General features: G+C 56.3%; 19 protein-coding genes. 12 read left to right on the top strand and 7 right to left on the bottom strand.

Going from position 1 to position 22,392, the window contains the following annotated elements; genetic code table 11:
• Nucleotides 1–49 precede the first annotated feature (49 nt).
• Entirely contained in the window at nucleotides 50–1,561 is a 1,512-nt protein-coding gene (locus NOR51B_RS03785; RefSeq protein WP_230198396.1) for a sulfatase-like hydrolase/transferase, read from the bottom strand.
• A 79-nt stretch (nucleotides 1,562–1,640) separates the two neighbouring features.
• Between NOR51B_RS03785 and NOR51B_RS03780 the strand changes: the two genes are divergently transcribed.
• From NOR51B_RS03780 to NOR51B_RS03750, 7 genes are all read left to right on the top strand, one after another.
• On the top strand, nucleotides 1,641–3,083 hold the full coding sequence (locus tag NOR51B_RS03780; protein ID WP_230198395.1) for an amidohydrolase family protein: 1,443 nt from the start codon (nucleotides 1,641–1,643) through the stop codon (nucleotides 3,081–3,083).
• Between the two features lie 87 nt (nucleotides 3,084–3,170).
• Nucleotides 3,171–3,746: a 1-acyl-sn-glycerol-3-phosphate acyltransferase gene (locus tag NOR51B_RS03775; protein WP_009019441.1), complete on the top strand. Its 576-nt coding sequence runs from the start codon at nucleotides 3,171–3,173 to the stop codon at nucleotides 3,744–3,746.
• A gap of 220 nt (nucleotides 3,747–3,966) precedes the next feature.
• Complete coding sequence (locus NOR51B_RS03770) at nucleotides 3,967–5,340, top strand: MmgE/PrpD family protein (protein WP_009019855.1); 1,374 nt, start codon at nucleotides 3,967–3,969, stop codon at nucleotides 5,338–5,340.
• A 79-nt stretch (nucleotides 5,341–5,419) separates the two neighbouring features.
• Nucleotides 5,420–6,088 carry a nitroreductase gene (locus NOR51B_RS03765; RefSeq protein WP_009020717.1) on the top strand — a complete coding sequence of 223 codons (669 nt, stop codon included), beginning with the start codon at nucleotides 5,420–5,422 and terminating at the stop codon, nucleotides 6,086–6,088.
• Between the two features lie 158 nt (nucleotides 6,089–6,246).
• Nucleotides 6,247–7,002, top strand: coding sequence for an SDR family NAD(P)-dependent oxidoreductase (locus NOR51B_RS03760; protein WP_009021043.1), 756 nt, complete (start codon nucleotides 6,247–6,249; stop codon nucleotides 7,000–7,002).
• Nucleotides 7,003–7,376: 374 nt separating this feature from the next.
• Entirely contained in the window at nucleotides 7,377–8,690 is a 1,314-nt protein-coding gene (locus tag NOR51B_RS03755; protein ID WP_009021000.1) for an SLC5/6 family protein, read from the top strand.
• Nucleotides 8,691–8,748: 58 nt separating this feature from the next.
• Nucleotides 8,749–10,131 carry an MmgE/PrpD family protein gene (locus NOR51B_RS03750; protein ID WP_009019478.1) on the top strand — a complete coding sequence of 461 codons (1,383 nt, stop codon included), beginning with the start codon at nucleotides 8,749–8,751 and terminating at the stop codon, nucleotides 10,129–10,131.
• 61 nt (nucleotides 10,132–10,192) lie between these two features.
• On the opposite strand, the gene NOR51B_RS03745 is transcribed toward NOR51B_RS03750, so the two are convergent.
• The 4 genes from NOR51B_RS03745 to NOR51B_RS03730 form a co-directional block, all read right to left on the bottom strand.
• The gene (locus tag NOR51B_RS03745) at nucleotides 10,193–11,452 is read right to left on the bottom strand and encodes a cytochrome P450 (RefSeq protein ID WP_009019845.1); all 1,260 of its coding nucleotides are present in this window, start codon (nucleotides 11,450–11,452) and stop codon (nucleotides 10,193–10,195) included.
• Nucleotides 11,453–11,496: 44 nt separating this feature from the next.
• A complete protein-coding gene (locus NOR51B_RS03740; RefSeq protein ID WP_009020774.1) occupies nucleotides 11,497–12,096 on the bottom strand; it encodes an OmpA family protein in 600 nt (199 codons plus the stop codon).
• Nucleotides 12,097–12,269: 173 nt separating this feature from the next.
• Nucleotides 12,270–13,880, bottom strand: a complete 1,611-nt coding sequence (locus NOR51B_RS03735) for an EAL domain-containing protein (protein WP_230198394.1) — start codon at nucleotides 13,878–13,880, stop codon at nucleotides 12,270–12,272.
• A gap of 173 nt (nucleotides 13,881–14,053) precedes the next feature.
• Nucleotides 14,054–15,646: a phytoene desaturase family protein gene (locus NOR51B_RS03730; protein WP_230198393.1), complete on the bottom strand. Its 1,593-nt coding sequence runs from the start codon at nucleotides 15,644–15,646 to the stop codon at nucleotides 14,054–14,056.
• Nucleotides 15,647–15,921: 275 nt separating this feature from the next.
• Between NOR51B_RS03730 and NOR51B_RS03725 the strand changes: the two genes are divergently transcribed.
• On the top strand, nucleotides 15,922–16,176 hold the full coding sequence (locus NOR51B_RS03725) for a hypothetical protein (RefSeq protein ID WP_009019844.1): 255 nt from the start codon (nucleotides 15,922–15,924) through the stop codon (nucleotides 16,174–16,176).
• A 314-nt stretch (nucleotides 16,177–16,490) separates the two neighbouring features.
• On the opposite strand, the gene NOR51B_RS03720 is transcribed toward NOR51B_RS03725, so the two are convergent.
• Nucleotides 16,491–17,558 carry an LLM class flavin-dependent oxidoreductase gene (locus NOR51B_RS03720; RefSeq protein WP_009021405.1) on the bottom strand — a complete coding sequence of 356 codons (1,068 nt, stop codon included), beginning with the start codon at nucleotides 17,556–17,558 and terminating at the stop codon, nucleotides 16,491–16,493.
• A 190-nt stretch (nucleotides 17,559–17,748) separates the two neighbouring features.
• Here NOR51B_RS03720 and NOR51B_RS03715 point away from each other — a divergent pair, with 190 nt between their 5' ends.
• Complete coding sequence (locus NOR51B_RS03715) at nucleotides 17,749–18,249, top strand: low molecular weight protein-tyrosine-phosphatase (RefSeq protein WP_009021734.1); 501 nt, start codon at nucleotides 17,749–17,751, stop codon at nucleotides 18,247–18,249.
• Nucleotides 18,250–18,421: 172 nt separating this feature from the next.
• Here the strand turns inward: NOR51B_RS03715 and NOR51B_RS03710 are convergent, their stop codons facing one another.
• Nucleotides 18,422–18,829 carry a cysteine rich repeat-containing protein gene (locus NOR51B_RS03710; RefSeq protein WP_040481737.1) on the bottom strand — a complete coding sequence of 136 codons (408 nt, stop codon included), beginning with the start codon at nucleotides 18,827–18,829 and terminating at the stop codon, nucleotides 18,422–18,424.
• Between the two features lie 644 nt (nucleotides 18,830–19,473).
• Here NOR51B_RS03710 and NOR51B_RS03705 point away from each other — a divergent pair.
• The 3 genes from NOR51B_RS03705 to nuoC all read left to right on the top strand — a co-directional run bounded on the left by NOR51B_RS03705 (nucleotide 19,474) and on the right by nuoC (nucleotide 22,387).
• Nucleotides 19,474–19,899 (top strand): NADH-quinone oxidoreductase subunit A, encoded by a 426-nt coding sequence (locus NOR51B_RS03705; protein ID WP_009019267.1) that lies wholly within the window; start codon nucleotides 19,474–19,476, stop codon nucleotides 19,897–19,899.
• On the top strand, nucleotides 19,899–20,543 hold the full coding sequence (locus NOR51B_RS03700) for a NuoB/complex I 20 kDa subunit family protein (RefSeq protein ID WP_009020460.1): 645 nt from the start codon (nucleotides 19,899–19,901) through the stop codon (nucleotides 20,541–20,543). Before NOR51B_RS03705 ends, NOR51B_RS03700 begins: the two co-directional genes overlap by 1 nt.
• A gap of 95 nt (nucleotides 20,544–20,638) precedes the next feature.
• Nucleotides 20,639–22,387, top strand: coding sequence for an NADH-quinone oxidoreductase subunit C/D (gene nuoC, locus NOR51B_RS03695; protein WP_154647591.1), 1,749 nt, complete (start codon nucleotides 20,639–20,641; stop codon nucleotides 22,385–22,387).
• Nucleotides 22,388–22,392: the final 5 nt, after the last annotated feature.

The following is a 22,392-nucleotide window of genomic DNA, read 5'->3' as shown; positions in this document are numbered from 1 at the left end:
GTCCGAGGTGCTGGTATGCCGTTTGCAAGACAGCGTAGAGCGCGGTGAGTCAGTCGTCGGGAGCGCCGGTATCGGCCTCCAGTGAGGCCTCAAAGTCTTCCACCACTTGATACAGCGGTGCATCAACCCAGGTATCCGGTAGGTAATTGCCCTCGGGGACTTCCTCCTTGGGGTCGACGATCAGATTGTAAATGGATGGGTACGCGAGATCACGAATCGCGTAGCTATCAGTGTCCATGTCCTTGAAAAGAATTTTCCAGTTACGCCATTTGGCGCCAAAGAGTTCGTTGCCCACGTAGACCATCACCGATTCCCTCGGAGAGTTTTCGGTCTCGCCAAGAAAAAAGGGCAGCTGGTCTAAACCATCCAGGATTCGATCATCAGGGAGTTCGCTGTGGGTGGCGGCGGCGAAGGTTGGCATCAAGTCGACCAGATGCACGATATCATTGGATACGGTTCCAGACGGTATCTTTCCAGGCCAGCGAATCAGAAAGGGAACCCGCAGTGAGCCTTCCCAGGGGGAAAACATGCCGCCCCGCCAGGGCCCGGTGAACCCCCAGGAGCCGGGTATCCCCTCGCGACCGTTGTCAGCCGTAAATATAAACAGCGTATCTTCCGCGATATCGAGCGCATCAATGGTGTCGAGCAGGTCGCCGACATAATCATCGGTTTGCGCCAGGACATCTGCAAAGTCGCCATGCCCCGTACGGCCGCGATAATCCGGATGTGGCTCCACCGGTTCGTGGGTTTGGGTGTAGGAAACCAGGGTAAAAAAAGGTTTCTTGGCGGCGGCCTTGCGTTGGATAAAATCGATGGTTTTGTCGGTTATCTCGCGATCAATCAGGCGGCGCTTGGCCCGATCATAAACTGCGAGCTCTTTGGGTTTCTCGCCCCGGGTCGACTCCATGACATAGTTGAAGCGTGCCCCTGGAAAGCCTTCACCGTCATACTGCGTGCTATCTGGCCAGAAGGCACGATCCGACGAACGAGGAATGCCATACCATTCGTCGAACCCCTGGCCGGTAGGGTAGCGACCCTCGGTATCACCCAGATGCCACTTGCCAAACCAGCCCGTTGCATACTCGGTTTCGGTGAGCATTTCCGCGATTGTGACTTCCCATTTGGTGATGCCGTACCAGACACTGCGATAGGTCCCATCGGTGCGCAGGCGGGTTCGTGCGGCATAACGCCCCGTCATTAATGATGAGCGCGAGGGGGTGCATTCCGGCTCGACGTTGAAATTGGTGAGCCTGAGCCCTTCTTCTGCAAGGCTGTAGATATGGGGTGTCGGTGCACCCCGCAGCGCACCACCGCCATAGGCGCCAACCTCACCCCAGCCAAAGTTGTCCATGAGCACCAGTACGATGTTCGGATGTTGGCTCGCGGCCGCCGATGGGACGGCGACGGCTGCTGGGAAAATAGTAAAACAGCCCAGTGCCAGGCCTCGAAGCGCTTGCGGCGTCCACATCATTCCAGTCGTCTCTGCACAAGGGATATTGATGATAAGGTTACGCTGTGTACCCATGAAATCAAGGCGACGACCTGCCGACGAAACCTTCACGCTGTGGCAAACTCATAGCTGCCTTCGCCGGGATGTCTCTGCGTCTGGGCGTGGTGTTTTCAGCAGATAGGATCAGTCAGTGAATAAAATAGTCACCAGAGTCATGTGTATTTTGCTCGCCACACTGGCGGGTGTATCGCTACCTGCGTGGGCCCAATGGGAGGCGAGTAATCGCGCCGATCTCGTTATCCGCGGTGGCTGGCTATTTGACAGCCAATTAGGCGCACGCCGCGCGAACCCGGGAATCTCGATTCGGGACGGCAGATTTGTATCGGTGAATAGCGTCGGTGGCTCGGTCAGTAATGCCATGGTCCTTGAACTGGAAGACGATGACACGCTGATTCCGGGCATGATCGATTTGCATGCCCACTACAACCTCGACCTCGTCGATAAAGGACGCGTAGAAGAGGTCGCGAACAACGCTACGGTGTTGTTGGCCAACGGCGTGACCGCGACATGGTCGGCCGGTGAATACTATCCAGAGCGCGTTATTGCGCAGCGTGATCGTATTGATGCGGGGGAGGCCATCGGGCCGCGCCTGTTCGCCTCCGGACCGTATTTTGGCTCTTTTCGGTGTGAATACAATGTGGGTGTCCATGAGGACGAATGCATCGGCTGGCCCAACGACATCACCGACGCTGAAATCCGTAGCGAGGTCGATTATTGGGCCGAGCAGGGCGTCATCAGTATCAAGATCAAACAGGCGTCTCCGGGAGAGATGGCGGTGTTGATTGATCAGGCGAAACGACACCGCATGACCACGGCGGCCCACCTCGCCAATTATGAGGTGGAGTACGACGTCGAGTTGCGCGATGCAATCCTGATGGGGCTTGATCGTGTTGAACACCAGTTGACGTTGGGTAGTGGTGGCGAGCGCAGTGCGGAAATGCCGCAAATGATTGAGATGATGCTCACTCATCAGGTTTATTACGATGCCAATCTACAAATGTATGGCGGTATTCTGGAGCGCAGAAAGTACCCGGAAATGATCTGGGCGGATGAGGCGAGGTATTTCACGCCTTATGCGCGCGAGCTACTTGAAAAGCGTGGCGAACCGCCACCCGAATCCGACGCTGAAGAATACGCACAGCGCGTTCGGGAGGTAAAAGCGCTCTACGATGCTGGCGGCGAGGACCTGCTTATTATTGGTACTGATGAGCCGGTTTATACCAGTCTGCTACCCGGGTTTGCCTACCATCGCGAGCTGCTGGCCATGTCTTATGCCGGCATCCCGAATGCCGCCATTCTAAAAGCCGCCACGATTAACGGTGCACGTGCGCTGGGCATAGACGACCGGGTGGGGTCGATCGAGGTGGGCAAGCTCGCCGATCTTTTTGTGGCGAAAGGAGACCCGCTCGCGGACATCAAACGTGCGCGGGATATCCGCTGGGTGATCAAATCCGGAACGGTTTACGATCCCAGCGAGTTGCTCGACTCCGCGGAGGACAGCATTGGCCCCGCGGGTCCCGATGACCACGCTGCCTGGGAGCTGAAGTTACGCGCCCTGCGAGAAGCCAATTAACCTTGCGTAGCGCCTATCTGCCCATGCGGCATCGGCGACCCCGTTTCGTGCTTTAATGCCCGTGACTTCATAGAGGTATGACACATCGTGAAATGGCAGACGCTGGGTGAGGCGCTGCCTCGAACCCGTAATCCGCTGACCCGGTTTATCGGACGCGGGGTTTTCCGGTTGTTGGGTTGGCGGATAGAGGGCGAGGTTCCCAACCGCTCGAAAATGGTCGTCGCGCTCGTACCCCATACCTCCAACATGGATTTTATCGTCACCATTGCGGTGCTCTGGGGTCTGGGATTGCAATCCGCGTTCATGATGAAACGGTCATTGTTCTGGTTTCCGCTGGGTCGTGTCCTTTCAGCCCTGGGTGGCATGCCTGTCGATAGAAGCGCCGCCAATGGGCTCGTACAACACATGAGTACCGAGTTTGCCCGTCGTTCGCAGCTGATTTTGGGTATTACCCCTGAGGGTACGCGCGGAGCCGTCTCTGACTTCAAGTTGGGTTTTGCCAGAATTGCGCAATCGGCACGGGTGCCGGTTCTTCCTGCGGTGCTCAACTACGAGACCTGCGTGGTGAGGTTTGGTGAGTTGATCGAGGATGTATCCGATGTCGCGATCACGGTCGTCAAGATTCGCGACGCGGCGATGCTGGGTATGCCGAAAAATCGGTGATCGTCGCTGCGATCGATAAGACTATCCGAATCCCTAGTGTTTGTAGGCCCGACCTTTCGCGGTAATCCGCCGTGGCCGCTGCTCGTCTACTACTTTGAAAATAGTTTTCGTGTCAGGCCGCTATAACGACCAAAACACCGTCAAGATGCTATCTGGATTTGCGTCCAGGGCCGCAGACAGGCATAACAACACTCTTATTTTTTGAAAGGCGGTCCAGACCATGGGTGTGACAAGCGATTTGGCGAAATTTGCGGTGGACATAACTTACGAAAGCCTGCCGGATGATGTTGTCGAAACCATTAAGTGCGGCACGCTCAATATTCTCGGTACCTGTCTTGGTGGTCTTGAGACGCGTAACGGTGGCCTGCACGTAGAGCTTGCCAAGGAACTGGGTGTTGCGCCCGAGTCTTCCTCAATCATCGGTGACGGTACGAAGGTGTCGGTACCTTTTGCAGCCTACGCGAACGGCAGTCTGGGATTCGCCCTCGATTACGAAGATATGCTTTATTACATCTACCACCCGGGCTACATCTGTTTTGCGGCCGCCTGCGCCGTTGGCGAACCCAAAAATATTACGGGCAAGGATTTTATTACGGCAATGGCCGTGGGCTATGAGGTGGGTGGCCGTATTGGTATCGCGATGCAGCCGTCGGCAGAGCGATCTGCTGAGGTCTGGGGAGAACAGTACACGCCGATCGGTGCGGCGGTGACCGCCGGAAAAATTCTGGGCCTAAGCGCTGAAGAAATGGAAGTCGCAATGGGTATTGCCGGCACCTACAGCACCGTACCTTCGGTACATAAATATTTTGGCATGGTTTCCGAGACCCGGCCCATGCGGGAAGTCAAAATGGGTTGGGGTTGGATGTGTATGGCGGGTGTTATGGCCGCGCTTTCTGCCAAAAAAGGGTTTGCCGGGGGTAAAGGTATCCTGGACGGTGAACAGGGTTTCTGGGTGATGGCGGGCAGCGATCGCTGCGATTTCGACCGGATGGTGGAAGGACTCGGGTCGCACTGGATGACACCCGATACCGAGTACAAGATTCATCCATCGATTGGCTTTAATCATCCCGCCTACTGGGCGACGGTGGAGCTGGTTGATGGGCACTCGATAACGCCCGAGGATGTTGCCTCGGTAGAGATTCAAACCTTCTGGTCCGCGTCGATCGGTGATACCGACCCAAGGCGCGAAGTAGACGCCATGTTTTCTATTCCCTACACCGTCTGCTCGACGATTATGCGTCTGCCGCTAACTCCAGACCTTTACTCGGAAGACACCATCAATAATCCTGAGTTAAGGCGACTGCTCAGTGTTACCGAGGTCCAGTCGGATCCCGAGGCCGATGTTTTATTTTCCGACGAGCAGCGGCTTAAGCAACGTGTTGCGATCACGATGAATAACGGTGACTGCCATGAGCGGGTGATCATCTTTCCCGACGACAAACCCGAGTACGGAAGAAACGAGATTATCGGAAAGTTCAGATTGCTCGCCTCAACGCGGTTGAGTGAGGCTGTTATTTCCGAGGCAGAGAAGAGAGTATTGGAACTGGAGTTGGAGAGCGATGTGGCCGAGCTGATCAAGTTGACCAGCGGATAAAGGTCGAACTTCGGTGAGGTGTCAGGCAATGCCATAGGTTTGGCATTAAATTTTCTGGTTAATCAGGTGTTGTTGAACTATGGGTAAACAGTATTTCGAAGATGTTGTGCAGTCGCGCCATTGCGTGCGTGCGTTTAAAAAGCAGGCGGTACCGCTGGAGGTGTTGAGGGAGGCGCTGGCCCTGGCGGGTAAGGCACCCTCCAATTACAACATCCAGCCATGGCATGTGGTGCTTTGCGAGGGGGACGCCTGTGAAGACTTACGCCAGGCCGTCAGTGAGGCGGGTGCGCGAGCAGACTTCACCCTGGATTTTCCGTTTGAAGGCGATTATTCCGGTGTTTACGAGGCTCGCCAGGCCGACCATCTGCAGAAACTTCAAGAGTGTTTCGGTATCGACCGGCTCGACGATGAAGGCCGTAACGAGATTTATATGAGAAATTTTCGGTTTTTTGATGCACCGAATGTTGCCTTGTTTTTTATCGACCCCAAGTACTCGCTGCGCGAGGCGATCGATGTAGGTATGTTTGCCCAAACCTTCATGCTGGCGCTGGAAAGTCTTGGCGTTGGCTCCTGCCCGCAAACCGCGCTGGGTTTCCACTCACAGTTGATTCGCGAGAAGACCGGCGTGGGTGACAACCTGAAATTGTTATTTGGTATGTCGATTGGTTACTCGGATGAGGAGTCTTCAGCGTACGACATCAATATGGGTCGCGCTGAAATCGACGATTTCTGCACCTTCCTCAAGTAATCAGGATTTTGACGGTTGATAGTCTGGCGCGACTATCCTCGGTATCAAAGCTCCTTCAGGAGTTTCCACCAATCAGCTGATGCGGGAGCTGACGCTAGCAGAAGTTAGTCATTTGCGCTGATGACTTTTCACTGATCCGTAGTTAACCGAGGTGAGCGATGCGACTTAAAAATAAAGTAGCGATTATTACCGGAGGTACGGAAGGTATTGGCTTGGCGTCAACCCGTCGGTTCCTCGAGGAAGGTGCCAAAGTGGTCATCGCGGCGCGAGACCAGGAAAAAGGAGACCGCGTTGTCGGGCAACTTGCCAGCAGTGACGCAGAGATCAGCTTTTTCAGGACCGATATCACCGTCGCTGCCGATGTTCGGGCGCTTATTGATTCGACGGTTGCAAAGCATGGCAAGCTGGATGTGCTCTACAACAACGCGGCGGTATTCTGGCCGGCAGAGGATGGCGCCCTCGCTGATTTGGATGAAGCCATCTGGGACGAGGTGATCGCCATCGATCTCACCGGTACTTTTCTCTGCACTAAATATGCGGTGCGGGCGATGAGGGAAAGCGGTGGCGGCTCGATTATCAGTACGTCTTCCACGGGTGGGATCCTGGGTTTGGGTAATACGGCTTATGGCGCTGCAAAAGCCGGGGTTATCAGCCTGATGAAGAACGTCGCCACCCAATGTGGCGGCGACAACATCAGGGCGAATACCATTGTTCCCGGTGTGACGGAAACGCCTATGGTCGCAGGTCTTTTCTCCGATCCCGAGGCCAAGCGCCAATGGACAGCATTAACGCCGGTTGGCCGGTTCGGCATGCCCGAAGAAATCGCAGCTCTGGCCGTCTTTTTGGCGTCGGACGAGGCGGGTTACGTGACCGGTGCCGAATACGTCATCGATGGTGGGTTTTCCGCGCAATAGGGATTTATTGTGGCTAGTGTCATGAGCCTATGTCGGGCTCTCGATGCCCTTTCGGACTCGATGCATGATTTCTGATACCAGGATGGTGATTGGTTTTTTTATGCACTGAGCCAGTATGTTGCCAGTGGCCTGGGCTAACGCTTTTGTTACGCCTGTCTTGAAAAAGGCTATGAAGCATGGTGTGGTGCAGGCTCAAGGTTGAGACCGTTGACGCTTCGGGATCGTGGATGCCCGCGGTGCCGTGAAGCCGAATTCTTATCCGGCGCGCAGGTTTTACTTTGGGAAACGTTTTACGATTGACAGGTTCTGCGATCAAAAGGTCGCTTGGCGAATCATCAAGCTTATGGCGCGAATTCTGAGAGGATGTAATCACGATGAGTGAAGATCAGGTACAGGTACTCAATCAGGCCCAGGCGGCGGTTTCAGACCCTGATGATCCGCTGTCACCGGTTTCGCCAGAGCACAAGCAAAACGCGTTACCGCTGCTGATTACGGCCTTTTGTTGGGGCTTTCTCGCCACGGGAATGATTGTTGGTGGCAACCTGATCACGAAAACCGATACCGCCTCGTTTCTTTGGATTACCTTTTTCGGCAATTTAACCAGCCTCGCTATCGGTTGTGGCGTGGGTTATGTCGGCTATAAAACGGCGCTAAATAGTGGCCTGATGTTCCAGTTGACCTATGGTCGGCTTGGCGCCTGGCTGCCGGTGGTTATGATTGTTTTGATGGCTTCCGGATGGCACGCCGTTGTTGCCGGTGCGATCGGTTATACCTGGACGAATGAGAACGCGGGGACACTGTATCTACTGGCGGCATCCGCTGCGGGCCTGCTGATCACCTTCAGCACTTATTTTGGTATTAAGGGGATCGAAAAGATTAGCGTGCCAGCGGCCGTCGCGCTGTTGGTCACGGGTGTTTACAGCCTTTTCGGCCAGATCGCTGATGCCGGTGGCTGGGGTGAATTTTCCGCTGCCGCAGATGCCGCGTCGGATGGCTCGATTACCAACCTCGAAGGGCTCAGTCTGGTCGTTGGCTCCTGGATCGTGGGTGCCGTGGTGATGTCCGAATACACGCGTTTCGCCAAGCGCACCTGGGTGGCATTGGCCTTCCCCTTTGTCGCTCTCATGCTTGCGCAATGGTTTATGCAGATTCTCGGAGCGGTAAGCACCATCGTCATGCAAAGTTATGACTTCACCGTGTTTCTCAAGCAGCAAGGCGCATTGTTTGGTGCAATGGGTATTATCGCCATGACCCTGGCGCTCTGGACCTCTGGAAACGCCAATCTGTACTTCCCGGTAATACAGTCCGCAGTGGTTTCGCAGCGATCGCCACGGGTTATGACGCTGGTGCTGGGTCTCTTTGGAACGCTGCTGGCCTTCGGGGTATACGCCTACTTCGAATCGTTTATTAGCTTGCTGGCCAATATCGTGCCACCACTGGTCGGGCCCGTGCTGGCGAAGTTCTATTTATGCCAACGCATGGATGTGTCGCGCTTCTCTGATCCGACTGCCGCAGCACCCGGCTGGGTCGCGGTGCTGGCTTATTTTCTCGGTGCAGGGTCAACCCTGGTATCCCCCGATTTCATGATGCCTTCGCTCACAGGCTTGCTGGTGGCGATGTTTGTCTATTGGTTGCTGGCTCAGTTCACAACGCCGAAACAGGCAGCCCAGGAATCGAGCGTTCTGTGAGATCGAGATAACTCACAAGTGTACTCAGCACCGACATAACACACGATAAGAGGTGACTATGAATAGCACGGGAACCCTTGCCGAATTTGCGGCCGGTATTCAGTTCAAGGACCTGCCACCAGAGGTGGTGGATCGGCTTAAGTTACTCACCCTCAATATTGTAGGAAAGGCGTTTGCGGGATCGGCGACCAGTCTGGGTGCGAAGTATTTAAAGCTCGGTCAGGCCATGGGAGGCGGGAGCAGCGATGCCCGCGTGATTGCCTCTGACATCACCCTCAGCTGTCCCGCCGCGACCTACGTCAACAGCGGCTATGCCACGGCGCTGGATTATGACGACACACTGCATTGGGCGTTAATTCATCCCGGGAACGCAGCGGTGACGTCAGGGCTGGCGGTGGGTAGCGCCCATAATCGATCGGGGAAAGATTTTCTCACGGCATTGGTGCTCGGGTATGAAGTGGGAGGACGCATCGCGCTTGCAGCGCAACCGTCTGTGGAACGTTTCAAGGATGTGTGGGGTCTGGGTAATCAATCATTTACGTCCGCGCCTGTGGTTGGCCGATTACTGAATCTCAGTGCCGACCAGATGTACAGCGCGCTGGGGATTACCGGGGTTTACTCGGTAGTGCCCTCAGCCTGGACTTACCTGGGACCAGGCACCCGGCCCATGCGCGAGGTGAAAATGGCCTGGGGTTGGAGTGCCATGGTGGGTGTTACCGGCGCTACTGCGGCCTCCCTTGATCTCACCATGCAGCAGGAGCTGAGTATTTTCGACAGCGAGGAGGGCTGGCACCTCATGCACGGCGCCGACAAGATGGAGTCGGAGAAGATGACCGATGGATTGGGTGAGCGCTGGGACGTGCTCACAACGGCCTACAAGGCTTATTCTGCCTGTTACCTGATCTTTGGTGTATGCGATGCGGTTCAGGTCGCGATCGGCGATCGTAGCATTGGTCCAGAGGATGTTGAAAAAGTCGTTGTCAGTGGTGGTGAATGGATTACTAAACGATTGTCGGACACGTCACCGGTGGGTCCGGTAGACGCCCAGTTTTCAACCGAGTGGTGCGTATCGATGATCATCATGCAAATACCACCGGGACCCGAATGGTGCTCCGATGAAACCATGGCGAATCCGGTTGCGCGAGCGCTTACAAAACGGGTGGAGGTAGCGTTCGATGAGCACGCCGACGCGGCCTGGCTGGATGATGGCAAATCACTCAACTCGGTAACGATTGTTCTCAAGAACGGCGAAGAATTAACCGGCGCGGTGGATGAGCCCAAAGGCGAACCGGGTAATCCCATTACCGAGAGCGAAGTTCGTGAGACTTTTCATCGTCTCGCGGCCTACGCTGTTGATGCTGATCGCGCGGCGAAAATTGAGCAGGTGATCGATCGCCTGGATACGCTGGAGAATATTTCCGAGCTGACCGAATTGCTATGAGGCGTTGCGATCACTAAGCCTTGCGCGCAGCGCACTTAACCCTTCGCTGTGCCAGATCGGTTCATCGCCTGTCAAAGTCGATGACAATTCTTTTGTAACCCCGGGACGCGAAGCTGGGTAGGTGAGACAAGTCGCTCGCGGCGTCGTCCAGCCGTAGGTTGGTCAATCGGCTGAGTAACACCTCAAAGGCGATCTTGGCCTCCAGGCGGGCGAGCTCCGCTCCGGCGCAAAAGTGAGGACCAAAGCCGAAACCCATGTGGGGTTTGGCCATTGGTCGATCGATATCGAAGGTCTCCGGGCTGGGGAAGACATTGCCGTCCCAGTTGGCGCCTGCCCATAGAGGGACCACCATCTCGCCTTGCTCGATGGGAAGATCACCGACCGAGGTCGATTCAGTAGCGCGCCGGAACGTGCATTGGATCGGAGGGTCCCAGCGCAGCGCTTCTTCGACCATCGCCGGAATATCTCCGGGGTTTTCCTGCAGCCGTTGCATCAGAGCCGTGTCGTTCAGCAAAACGACCAATGCATTACCGATCAGGTTGGTGGTGGTTTCGTGTCCGGCGAGCAGGATCTGGTCAATGATCGGTAGCAGCTCTTCGGTACTTAGCGGTTTTTCGCCGTCGAGTTCAGTATTAACCATGACGCTCAGCAGGTCATCGGTGGGGTGGGTTCGACGCTCCTCAATGCGCGGCACGAAGTAGTTGTGCAGTTCTACCACGGCATGGGCCACTTCCCGCCGTCGATCGTGACTCAGCACGTCGATGTTGCCGGAGATCATCAGGTCACCCCAGTTCTTGAAGGTCCAGATATCAGCGCGGTCTACCCCGAGAATATCGGCAATCACAGTCACCGGGAGCGGTACCGCGAAGTCGGGTAATAGATCGAGCTTACCTTTATCGATGAATTTATCGATAAGGTCATCGGTGATCTGGCGAATCTCGGGTTCGAGTCGACGCACGCTCCGCGGGCTCAGCGCTTTACTGATGAGTTTGCGATGACGGGTATGGGCGGGGGGGTCGGCGGTAAACAGCGCGTTAACAATGGGGTGGGCGTGGGACAGTATTTCCTCAACATCATCCTGAACGGGATCACTACCGACACCCATGTGTCGCGGCCCATGGCCATCTTCACTGATACTGGACGAGAACGTTTGGGTATTTCGTGCAAGTGCAGCAAGGTCATCGTAGCCTGCCACAACCTTGCCAATAGCATCATCGGCAGCGACAGACCCACCCTCATGCAGGCGTCGATACAGCGTGTAGGGGCACTCGATGTGTTCCGGATCAGAGAGGTTGACGGTAGGTATCGATGGCTTTGTCATGGGCTTCTCTTATTGCTATCGGCACGCGAGTGCCGGGTTTGAAACTACTTCATGGCGATTTGGGTCGCAACATTGGATGGCTGGGTAACCGCCACATCTTCGGCCACCAGTGGCCAGACCGTTAACTCGATGCGACGATTACCGGCCCGGCCCGACTCCGTATCATTGGTCGCGATCGGTTTGGCGTCGCCAAAGCCCCGCACGACGAGTCGCCAGGAATCTATGCCCACTTTTGAAAGATGCGTTCCCACCGCCAACGCGCGCTGTCGCGACAGGTACAGGTTGTAACCGGAGTCACCGAGGCTGTCGCTGTGACCGCCAATAAAGATCAGGCTTTTGTTGAATTCCTGCAAAACGGTGGATAGATCGTCAAGTAAACCAAGCATGTTGGACTTGAGCAGAGCACTATCGCTGGCAAAGGAGGCGGTACCGGGCATCACAATGAGCAAGTGGTCATCCCGTCGCTCCACACTGACGCCCTCACGCGCCAAAGCCTGCAGGCGTGCGGTTTGGACATCGAGGTAGTAGCCGATCGAATCCGTATCGACAGGGGAATGTTTCGCAGCCGTCTTACGGCGAACCGCGGTCAGTTCGCTATCGCTTTCGATGACCCGAATACCCGCCTGCGAAAAAATACCCTGCATGCCCTCCGGTAATCTCAGCGATGAACAAGCCCCAAGGCTGAGCACTAAGACGAATGTGAGAGCCACTTGGGCGATAAAATCAGGATGCGAAGGGGAACGTGGCAAAGCGAAATCCAGTGAAGGCAGTGGTGCCTATCTTACGGCAAATGTGTCGTTTGATAAGACTGAAATCGTTACCCGCTCGTTTTGAGATAGGCCTTGAAGTCGGCGGCGCTGAGGGGTTTGCTGTACAGGTAGCCTTGACCCATTTGAACCCCCTGTTCTCTCAACCACTGGGCCTGATGCTCGGATTCAATGCCTTCGGCAACCATGTCCAACTCAAGGGAGCGGGCCATCTCGATGACGTGGGGAATAACCGAACTGGTTACCGCTCGGGTCTCAATGGCATCCACAAACGCCTTGTCGAGTTTGAGGGTGTCGAGTTCGAAACTTTCCAAATAGGACAGGCTGGAGTACCCGGTGCCAAAGTCATCGATGGCGATTTGATGGCCACGTTGTCGCAGCGCACTGATCAGTGCTCTGGCTTCCTCGCTATCGATTAATCCGCGTTCGGTAATTTCGAGTTTAAACGTAGCGGCGGGCAGGCGCGCTTTGCGTAGCTCGGTCTCCAGCAGATCTGCAATGGCGTTATCCTCGAGGTCCAGCGGCGACAGATTGAGGTTGATACGCAGATCGGACTGCTTGCGCAGTAACTTACCGAGATCACCGATCGCCCGACGGAATACGTTGTGGGTGATGCCGCCGATAATGCCCTGTTGCTCCGCGATCGCCACAAACAGGTCGGGTCTGATCATCTCTCCATCGGATCGCTCCCAGCGAGCCAGGATCTCGGCGCCGACGCAGCGACCGGTGTTGAGATCGACGATAGGCTGGTAAACCGCATCGATACCGTCGTGATCAATGGCGCTGCGCAGCTCTGCCGTGAGACTCAGGTGCCGCTTCGACAGGTGTTTCACAAAGAGGAACCACAACCCCATGAGCAGCAGACCCAGTACGCCGGCCGCTGCCAGGGTCTTTGCATAGCGCGAAAAAAAATGTCCCGAGGACTGCACCGCGACCACGTCCATGGGGAAAATAGTATCGAGTGAGAAGCGAGCAACAATGGTGTTGCTTTCGGGCGCGATGTTGAGTCCGCGGGAGAGAGTTGTCGGCTCGGGTAAGACGGCATCGGGTGGCGAGTTGGCGAGTAACAGTCCATCAACCCACAGCCCGGCGCGCTGCTCACCCGAGAGCCTTTGATCGAGCACTAAGCGGGTATCGATGGCGAGATCATGCTCACCCAGCCGCATAATAAACAGCTCCACATTACCCAAGGCGGTATCGGGACCGGGCCACCACGCGACGACACCGTTGGGATAAATCTTACTGGCCTTGGGTGGCTTCAACGCATTCCCTTGAATAAACCCCACCCCGCACTGACGTTCCGCGGCACGCCAGGAACCCACGGCGCGAACATAGGGCCGTGCAATGGCCTCTTCCTGCATCGTCCGGATGTGTTTGTCACTACAACGAGCAACCGTGCTGTTATTGAGCATTTCCAGCAGCGTTCGGGCATCGGTGAGCACGGTTTCTGCTCGTTGTCCCAATCGTTCGGCCAATGCACCGAGCCGTGCCTCCTCGGCGCCGATCGACTGGCGCCAGGCATACCAGCCCAGCGCGCTGAGCAGTCCTATCACGCCCACCATGGCCACCATCAGCACAATCATCAGTGCTTTTTCGCGACGTGCGCCGGCGGGTGTGTCATAGGACTGTGTGGGCATAATTCCGGTGTCGAGTGAGTGCATCGAATGGCTTTCGTCAGGCAGTATACGTAGATTGGAAGGGCTTTTGGCGGCTAGCTGGCAGTGACAGCGCCCTGTCGCGCGCTGCCGTCATTTATATGCTCGGTGGGAAGTGACGCCGAGTAGTCAATTGACCCGGTGGATTGGCGGCAATGGTTGGCAATACCCGTTTTCGATCACCGCTTGCGAAAATCCCTGATGATCACCGAGGCCGCATTTTTTCCAGGAATACCGGAAACACCGCCGCCGGGATGGGCGCCCGAACCACACAGGTAAAGCCCCTTCATGGGCATACGGTGATCCGCGTAGCCACCGACCGGCCGCAGGGAAAAAATTTGGTCCAGCGACAGCTTGCCGTGGAAAATATCGCCCCCCACCATATTGAGTTTGCGCTCGATATCGAGGGGTGAATTAATCTGACGCCCGACAATCGCCGATTTGAAATTGGGTGCATACGCGGCGACGGTATCGATGATCCCGTCGGCCACAGTTTCCTTGACTGTGTCCCAACCTTCCCCGTCCGGTAATTCACGCCGGAAGTGCTGACAAAACAGACTCATTACATGGCAGCCCTCTGGTGCGAGAGAGTCATCGAGTAAGGTCGGTACGCACATCGAGACAACGGGCTTGCGCGCCCAGCCACCGCGTTTGGCGTCCTCGTAGGCCGTATTGATGTAATCGAGGGAAGGGCAGATATCGATGGTGTTCTGCATCGCGACGAGGCCGGTCTGGTCGTGTTGTAGGGAATCGAATCGGGGCAGCTCGCTCAAAGCGACGTTCATGCGGAAGGTTGCGGATTCGCTGCGGTATGACTCAATGCGGGTCCGAAAATGTTCGGGCGCCAGAGCGGGGTCGATGAGCTGGCCGAACAACACCTGGGGGTGAGCGTTGGCGGCCACCGCGCGGGCGCTGAACTCCCGGCCGTCTTCGAGTACTACGCCCGTGGCTTTGTTGTTGCTGATGACCACTTCTTTGACCGCGGCGTCGGTCAGGATAGTCACGCCCGCGGCCTGCGCTGAGTTGGCCAGCGAATCGGCGATGGCGCCCATGCCACCCTTTGCATATGCCCAGGCACCGGTGCGGCCATCCACCTCGCCAAAGACATGATGCAGAAGCACGTAGGCCGTGCCCGGCGTCCAAGGATGGGCGTAGTTGCCAATAATGCCCTCAAAGCCATACATGCCTTTGATCGGGTCGCTTTCAAACCAGCGATCGAGCACGTCGCCAATCGACATCGTCATCAACTCGCTGAGTTCGATTTGTCGCTGGGTACTTAATTTTCTGAATCCATTGGCGGTTTCCAGCAGACGCCAGATATCCGAGAGCCCACCACCAAAGTTGGGCGGTATGGTTTTGGCGACACCGCGTACCAGTGTGCCCATATCCCCAAGCATGGACTCGAACTCGGGATAGGCCTCGGCATCGGCTTTTGAGAATCGGCTGATGACCTCCTGCGCTCGCGCGGTATCCCGTGGCAGGTACATATGATCGTTTTCTAGAATCGATAACGCGCCGCCGGGTCGGTGCAGCAAGGTAAGGCCGTGTCGGTTGAGCTCGAGATCCTTGATCACGGAGCGATCCAGCAGGCTTACCAGGTAGGAAAACACCGAATTGCGAAAGCCGGGATGAAATTCTTCTGTGAGGGTGGCACCGCCGACCTGGGGGCATCGTTCAAGCACGAGCGTTTTCAATCCCGAGCGTGCGAGGTAGCCTGCGCACGTCAGGCCGTTGTGACCGGCACCAATAATGATGGCGTCATAATTATCCACGGCATTCCCCATTGCTGTTCCTGTCCCGGCTAAAGGCAGAAGACGATTTCATTTTTGTGAGTTCGTAATTTCAGGCATTGTGCGGTAATTATCAATCGGTGAACAAAAATCACTGGTTTGTCGGGTGCACGACCTGAGCGGTGTCCTGAGAGTTACCGTGCACACGGAGAGACAGGGATAGCCCGCTTATTTTGGGTTTGCCTCGCTTCATTGGCCTGTGGGAGACTCCACGGCTGCTCGGCCCTGTTGGCCGTCTTACATTGGGAGATTGAAAAATGGTTAAAAATTTATTGATGGTTGTTGCTGGTGGCATTTTCGCTGCGTCCGTCGCTCAGGCACAGGATATGCAGAAGCTCGTTGATTCCGTAGATACCGAAAAAGCCGCAGAGGCTGTTGATATGGAAAAGGCCAAAGAGGCGGTGAGTACCGACGGCGTCGACTACAAAAAGGCGGCAGAATCCGTTGATGTTAAAAAGGCCAGTGAAGCTGTCGACATGGAAAAGGCCAAGGGCGCTTTGATGGGCGAGTAAATAACGCCGCCAGCGTTCTGAGAGGACCATTGAAGAGGCGGTGCCAGTTACTACGCCACTTTCTGATCCTCGAAACGGCCGTGAGGCTGTTTATAGCGGGTCATAGCGGGAAGATTTTCCGAAGTGAAGAATGGCAGGACGACGGGCGGTCTGTGGGTAATTTCTCGGGCTGAACAGGTCTGCAGCCTTTTTTAGTGAGGCGCCTTGGTGCGAGCCCCGGTAGCGATTCGTGTGCAGGTGTCATTCGGTTTGTCGACAGAGCCCTGGTTTCTCAATCTGGGAAACAGGCTTTGAGCTCCAGGACTGGGCTATTTTCAGCGGATGCCTGCTTTTTCCAGTAGCGGGATCACCTCGCGTGCAAATTTTTGGGTGCCCGCATAGTAGTCCAGAAAGCTGAGCAGAACCCCGTCCATACCCTGGCGATTCATCTCGATAATTGCCTCGGCGATCGAGGCGGGGGTACCCACCAGCGGCGTCGATCCACCGCTGAGACAGAACATATCAAGGGTGTGTGAATCAAAGGAATTGCTGTCCATCGAGAGACCGGCTAACCAGTTACTCAGCGCTTCGCGATCGGCCTGCTCAAGAATACGTTGCTTCTCCTCCTCAGCCGCCGCTTCGGTGTCACCGATGATCAGAAACAGCGCCGCCACGCAGCGGACCTGCCTCCCGACTTTCGCCGCGCGCTGCTTGATGTCGCTGACCATGCCACCGCTGGCTTCAACCGAAGGCGGGCACATAAACGACCAGTCACACTCGGTGGCCACCAAATTCCTGCCTGCCTCAGAGGTCCCCGCGTTGATAATGGGCGGATAGGGTTTGGAGTGAGGCATGGGGGAGATCCAACCCTGATGGATCTGGTACCACTCGGACTCGAAATCGAAGGTTCCCGGCTCGCACGTCCAGAGGCCCTTGATGACCTTAATGTAGTCGGTGGTGCGTTCGTAGCGCCGGGCGTGGTCTGCGATATCTAGCCCCATCATCTTGAACTCGGTCTGGTTCCACCCGCTGACCACATTCAGGCCCCACCGGCCGCCGCTCATATAATCGAGTCCGGCACCCATCTTGGCGACCAGAAAGGGGTGGTATACCGGCACATGTACGGTGGAATAAACGCCGATCCGTTGGGTACGCTGCAGCATACTGGCGGCCCAGGTGAACGTCTCGAAGTTGGTGCCCTGATAATTGGTCTCGCCGCCCATGCCGCGCCAACGCGCTGACGGAAACAGGAAGTCAAATCCCTCGGCCTCCGCCAGCTGGGCAATGCGTACGTTGTACTCAAACTCCCACTCCTCGGGATGGGGCTTGTAGGTGCTCATAGACATGCTGAAACTGCAATTGGGCATAAACAGGCCCAGCTTGATGGGTGGCGTGGTCGTCACAATGGCACTCCCGCAACAGCTGTTGTCGTGGTTCGATTACTGACAGTAGGGTGAATAGAAGCACAAGTTCGTGGGTTGGCGCGAACGGTCGCTTTCAGGACTAGCTGCCGTTGGCAGGCGGGCGAATCGGAGGCTATTCCGCGTGTCAGGGGTGTCTTATAGTTCTAATGAAGATTCAGGAAATTAACCCATGGATACTGATTCGCACGATCAAATAGGCGTTCTCTTTGTTTGTCTTGGCAACATCTGTCGATCGCCAACAGCAGAGGGCGTATTTCGGGTGCTGTGCGAACGCGAGGGCGTTGCCGACCAGCTGCGTATCGACTCGGCGGGTACGGCGGGGTGGCATGTGGGCAAGCCGCCTGACTCCCGTACTATCGAGGCCGCAAGTAAGCGAGGTATTGACTTGTCATCCCTGCGCGCTCGACAGATATCGAGGGGTGACTTCATGGCTTTCGATTTGGTGCTGGCGATGGACTCGGACAACTACGACAGCCTTGTCGCGCTCCGCCCAGCGGGCTTTACCGGAGAGCTCGAGCGGTTTTTATCGTACGCGGTTTCGAGCGCGCCTGTGGATGTGCCCGACCCCTATTACGGGGGAGACGCGGGGTTTGAGCAGGTGTTCGATCTTATCGAGGAGGCCTCGGAAGGGTTGCTCGCGCATCTGAAAGCGATGGCCGTTGTGAAATAGGCCTTTGTGTCGCCCGAGCTAGCGGAATTTTATGCCAAGGGCGATGTTGTCGACGCTGGTAAAACATCCTGCAGATACACGTCTACGGGATCGAGACGCCATTATCCGCATAATGTTGAAGGCCCTCGGTCGCGGTGAAGAACACCGCGGCCAGGAGCTTGGTTTCCCTTGATTACTGCGCCACGGTGTTGGTCAGTGCCGCGCTGCAGGTTTCGCCAAGCTCAGCCTGGTTGGTATCGAGACAAGTCAACACGCGCCCTTCGCCCAGTGCCACGTCGCCGCAAAGCGTCTCGATTTCGCTACCGCAGCTCTCAGCAAGATAGGTGATTGCCATAGACAATTGCTCGAGCAGTGTCGCCGCCTGGTAGAGCGCGTAACCGCACTGGCCTGAAATCTTGTCCTCATGGGCGGCCACACAATACATGAGACGACCCTGCCCAGGCGTTACCTGGCTGCAATAGGTTTCAAGATCGGTTTCGCAGGATTTTATAACGTAATCGATCATGGATTCCTGTGCAGAAGTGGTGCTGGCCATCAAACACAAGAGAGCAGCAGTCACCAACGATTGGAATATTTTCATTTTTTCATCCTCATCATCAAAAGAAACCCCACACGTTTCCTGGGGCAGTAAAGATCAGTACATCATTTAACAGGTGGATCGATCACCGAGTGCCGGACCACTAATGTCCAGTGTCGGGTTCAGCAGTAGATCAACACACTTGACTTCGACATTCAGGTGCCGAGAGCCTAGCAGGAACTGACCGGTGTTTCCCACTTCTCTGAGGGCCTAAGCGATGATTCCAACAGGAAATCGATAGTCTCTACCCTACACTGGCACGTAGATATGTAGACACCACTGCATATTAACGTTTGCCCGATTAGGCCGCCGATGACGGAGGCGGTATCGCTTGGGGCCGGGTTGATCTTGCGATCTTTTTCTGCCTCCGGGGACTTCGTGCCACCGTATTTGTTGCTGGAGTAATCAACCCGCGCGCCATTCGACCCTGCTTTTGAGCGGCTTGCTTGCGTTTGTTTACAAACCCGTCTAGATTCGATTGTGCCGTCGGTAGGGTCATTGATTAGCGAACGACGTTGCTCGTTCCTGCGCAACACGCGAAAGGCAGTGCCAGAACCCGAATGGCTAAGGACAGTGTGCAAAATGTTAATAACAACAGCATGTCTTATTTCGGCTGCGTTGGGCTCGCCCTTGCTGGGTCCCTATAAATGACGGACACCGTCGGCTACTGGCCGTTTGTCGTCTATGCCTTTGGGGTGTTGGTCCTCGTTGCTACCATGCTGCTGCTTTCCTGGATCCTCGGTCAGCGCCGTGCCAATGACGCGACGAACATGCCTTTTGAATCCGGGGTTGTCCCTGTCGGTACGTCGCAGGTGCAGATGTCCGTGGAGTTCTACCTCGTGGCCATTCTGTTCGTCATCTTCGATCTGGAGACCGTATTCATTCTCGCCTGGGCAGTCGCCTTCTTTGAGCTCGGCTGGTTTGGGTTTGTTGCTGTATCACTGTTTATTCTTATTCTTGTAGTGGCCCTGATTTACGAGCTCAGTACGGGCGCACTGAACTGGGGTAATAAAAAGCGCGCACCGGCAAAACCTCACGAGCGGCCCGCGCCAGACCTGAGGGAAGCCATGTAATGGAGTGGAATCTGACCCGCCCCGAAGACACCATCGCCACGTCACCCGGCACGGCGTCGGTGGATATGGCGGAGCAGATCCGTCGCAACGTCATGTTCGCACGCCTTGAAGATCTCATCGCCTGGGGTCGTGCACATTCCCTGTGGCCTTTTAATTTCGGCTTGTCCTGCTGCTACGTGGAAATGGCGACGTCGTTTACCAGCCGCCACGACATCGCACGCTTTGGTTCTGAGGTCATCCGTGCCACGCCGCGACAGGCCGACCTCATGGTGATATCGGGGACCGTATTTCGCAAGATGGCGCCTGTGGTACAGCACCTCTACGACCAGCTGCTGGAGCCCCGGTGGATCATCAGTATGGGCTCCTGTGCCAATTCCGGAGGCATGTACGACATCTACAGCGTGGTCCAGGGCGTGGACAAGTTTATTCCGGTCGATGTGTATGTACCGGGTTGCCCACCGCGGCCAGAGGCACTGATGCAGGGGTTGATGATGTTACAGGACGCAATTGGCAAGGAGCGCAGGCCCTTGTCCTGGGTTGCTGGCGATCAGCAGGTGGTGAAGCCAGAGATGCCCGTGCAGCGCGATCGTCTAATGGAGGAGCGCAGTCAGCAGACGATACTGCGAAGCCCGGACGAGACATAAGCGATATCGGTTGCAGGGCGATGCTCTCAGGGGCACGGCTTCACCGGTGGGTCATACGATAACTAATGAGGCCTGACCAGCCCGCAGGAGAGCGCATGGTAAATGCGGTCGTAACAGCAGATTCGGGTGCGCTGGAAGAACTTCTGGCTACGCTTCCCGATGCTGGTATGGCACAGCAGATCACGGCGGACGGGACTCCCACTGTCTGGGTTCCCCGTGAACGCCTGCTTGATGTGCTGCGTCATCTGCGACCTGGCTTTCCCATGCTCCTCGACGTTTTTGGTATCGACGAACGGTTACGACAAAACAAGCCTTTACCCGCGCAGGACTTCACCGTTGTCTACCATCTTTTCTCCGTGGAACGGCGCGAGGAATTTCGCGTCAAGGCGTCGGTGAGCGAGGCCGATGCGGTAGTGCCCAGCGCCACGCCCGTGTGGCCGGCTGCGAATTGGTACGAGCGCGAGGCCTGGGACATGTTCGGGATCGAGTTCTCCGGCCACCCGAACCTGCGACGAATTATTTTGCCACCGACCTGGGAAGGCTTTGCGCTGCGCAAGGATCATCCGGCCCGCGCCACAGAGATGGAACCCTTCAGCCTCGACGAGGACAAGCAGGTGGTTGAGCAGGAGGCGCTGCGCTTTCGCCCCGAAGAGTGGGGCATGGATCGCGCGTCCGACGACAGCGAATTCATGTTCCTCAATCTGGGCCCGAATCACCCTTCGGTGCACGGCGTTTTTCGTATTGCGCTGCAGCTCGACGGGGAAGTGATCGTCGACGCGGTACCGGATATCGGCTACCACCATCGCGGCGCCGAGAAGATGGGCGAGCGCCAGAGCTGGCACACGTTTATTCCGTACACCGACCGCATCGATTACCTCGGTGGAGTGATGAATAACCTCGCTTATGTGCTGTCAGTGGAGAAACTCGCGGGCATTGAGGTGCCACCGCGGGTGAAGGTTATTCGCATTATGCTCGCGGAGCTGTTCCGTATTTCCAGCCATCTCGTGTTCTATGGCACTTTCGTGCAGGACGTGGGACAGATGTCGCCGGTGTTCTATATGTTCGCCGATCGTGAGCGGCTGTTCGGTATTGTTGAAGCTATCACCGGCGGTCGCATGCATCCGGCATGGTTCCGCATTGGCGGCGTCGCGCAGGACCTGCCGAAAGGCTGGGATACCCTGGTGCGCGACTTCATCGACAGCATGCCCGCGCGACTCGACCACTATCAGAAGATGGCCATGGACAATTCCATCGTCAAGGATCGTACCGTGGGCATTGGCGCCTACAGCGGCGAAGAAGCGGTGGAGTGGGGTATAACCGGCGCCTCGCTGCGCGCAGCCGGTGTCGATTTCGATCTTCGTCGGGATCGGCCCTATGCCGGCTACGAGGATTTCGACTTCGAGGTGCCCCTGGGCCACCGCGGTGACAGCTACGACCGTGCTGTTGTGCGGGTAGAGGAAATTCGCCAGAGCCTGCGCATCATCCGCCAGTGCCTCGATAACATGCCCGAAGGTCCCTACAAGAGCGACCATCGCCACACCACGCCACCACCAAAGGAACGCACACTGGGTGATATCGAGACGCTGATTCATCATTTTCTTAACGTCAGTTGGGGTCCCGCCATTCCTCCGGGAGAGGCCTGCGTACCCATCGAGGCCACCAAGGGTTTCAATAGCTACCATCTGGTCAGCGATGGCGGCACCAGTTCTTACCGAACCCGTATTCGTACCCCGTCCTTCCCGGCGCTGCAGCAGCTGCCGCTGATCTCCCGCGGTCTCCTGATTCCGGACTTGATTGCGATTATCGCCAGTATCGATTTCGTCATGGCCGATGTGGATCGCTGAGGTGA

The sequence above is a fragment of the Luminiphilus syltensis NOR5-1B genome, assembly GCF_000158175.1.
Lineage (GTDB): Bacteria > Pseudomonadota > Gammaproteobacteria > Pseudomonadales > Halieaceae > Luminiphilus > Luminiphilus syltensis.
This window is presented reverse-complemented; position numbering and strand designations above follow the sequence as displayed.